The organism is Stenotrophomonas sp. HMWF023, assembly GCF_003060985.1.
Taxonomy (GTDB): Bacteria; Pseudomonadota; Gammaproteobacteria; order Xanthomonadales; family Xanthomonadaceae; genus Stenotrophomonas; species Stenotrophomonas lactitubi.
This window is the reverse complement of sequence record NZ_QAIJ01000129.1, coordinates 1-1,837: the sequence shown is the minus strand read 5'-3', so window position 1 is coordinate 1,837 and position 1,837 is coordinate 1. Positions and strand designations below refer to the sequence as shown.

Sequence of the window (1,837 nt, the reverse complement as noted above, 5' to 3'; positions counted from 1 at the left end):
CCGGAAGAGCATGCGGGACGGGTAATAGCAGTAGACGAATACTCTCATCCCATCCTTCTCGAGCTGCTCGATGATCTGCTCAAGAACCCTGTACCGATCGGTATGGATGGTGCCGATGAAGCACGCGTCATACTTGAAGTCACCGGTCCAGTTGGCTGCGCGCTCGAACTCCCTGCCATAGAACAACGGCAGGAACTGCATCTGCGGATTCGCGTCAACATCAGCACGATCGAAAGACAGGACGGCGTCGAACTTCCCCAACACCTTGCGGGCGTTCGGGTTGTAGTGCATCGAGTCCCAGAGATACAGCACGAACTTTGCACGCGAATGGATGCTGCGCAGCCGATCAAGAATGCTGCTGGACACAGCCTCAGCGCGGATGATCAGGACCAGATCGTAGTCACGGTCCCTGGTCTCCTCGATGATGCTGCTGTAGTAGCGCTCGATCTTCCTTGCAAGAAAACGGCGATCCACCCGGATCAGCGCCTTGGTTAGAAAATCTGCTCCCGGCCTGTCGCTGAAGTAGTCGACCACGGCACCGAGCTGCTCCAACTCGCCCTTGATCAGCTTTTCATAGCCGAAGAACATTGGAGCGATGAAAAGCACGCGCTTGCCCGCCAGCGACTCGCTCATGCTGCACTCTCCAGCCGTGAGGCCTGATTCACTTCAACAGCCCTTTCGCCCGCATTTCGTCCACCGACCGCTGGTAACCCGAGTCTTCGATCTGCTGGGTCAGCACCCATGACGCAAAGCGTTTCACGCCTTCTGCGAAGGTGACGCGTGGGCGGTAGCCCAAGGCAGCCTCGGCGCGACTCAGGTCTGCAAAGTTATGCCGGATATCACCGATACGGTAGTTGCCGGAGATGCTGATGTCCCCACCCTTGCCATACGCTTCCTTCAACGCGCTGGCGACGGTGATCACATCGGTAGCTTCACCGGTACCCACGTTGAATGCCTGGCCGCTCACATCGGCGTCGATGGCCGCGACCGTTGCTGCCACCACGTCGTCGATGAAGACGAAATCGCGTGTTTCCTTGCCGTCTTCGAAGATGTTCACACCCTTGCCCTGCAACAGCAGGGTAGAGAAGATCGACAGAATTCCCGTGTACGGATTCTTCAGCGACTGGCCCGGCCCATAGACGTTCTGGTAACGCAGAGCGATACCCTGGATGCCAATGGCGGAGGCGCCGACCAGTACCAGCTGTTCCTGGACCTGCTTGGTGATGCCGTAGATCGAGCTGGGATGGATGCGCGAGTCTTCATCCGTCGGCAGCGGAGCAACCAGCTCACCGGACTGCGGGTCGCGGCACTCGAACACGCCATCGCGCAGATCCGCATCGACGCGCGCGCCAGGGTAGACCGGCCCGTTTCCGCCCTCGTACTTGCCTTCGCCATAGATCGAGCGGGAAGACGCCACCACCACCCGCTTGACCGATTCGCAGCCCTGCACCTTGTTGCCGATCAGATCGAGGAACAAGGAGGTGCCGCGCACGTTGACATCGACATAGCGATCGATCTCATACATGGACTGCCCGGTGCCGGTTTCGGCTGCAAGGTGCACCACCACGTCCTGGCCGGGCAGTACCTGCAACCAGTCCTCGCGCAGCCGGACATCTCCCTTCACCACCGCGACGTCGGCCGGCAGCGATGCCAACAGCGCAGAGTTTTCCGGGTTATCGCCATGGATCTGGGGCGAAAGATTATCCAGGACAGTAACCTGGTCGCCACGCTCGACAAGCGCGCGTGCCAATGCACTGCCAATGAAACCCGCACCACCAGTGATCAGAACTTTCATGTATTTCTCCGCAGTCTCTCGAAATGCGTCGCGGTCCTGCAC

Annotated in this window: 2 protein-coding genes; both read right to left on the bottom strand. The window is 59.3% G+C overall.

The window, feature by feature from the left end; translation table 11 throughout:
• Positions 1 to 633: hypothetical protein (locus DBR20_RS06910; RefSeq protein ID WP_219927796.1), on the bottom strand; the 633-nt coding region annotated here is incomplete at its 3' end.
• Positions 634 to 661: 28 nt separating this feature from the next.
• On the bottom strand, positions 662 to 1,795 hold the full coding sequence (locus tag DBR20_RS06905; protein WP_108265668.1) for an NAD-dependent epimerase/dehydratase family protein: 1,134 nt from the start codon (positions 1,793 to 1,795) through the stop codon (positions 662 to 664).
• Positions 1,796 to 1,837 lie beyond the last annotated feature (42 nt).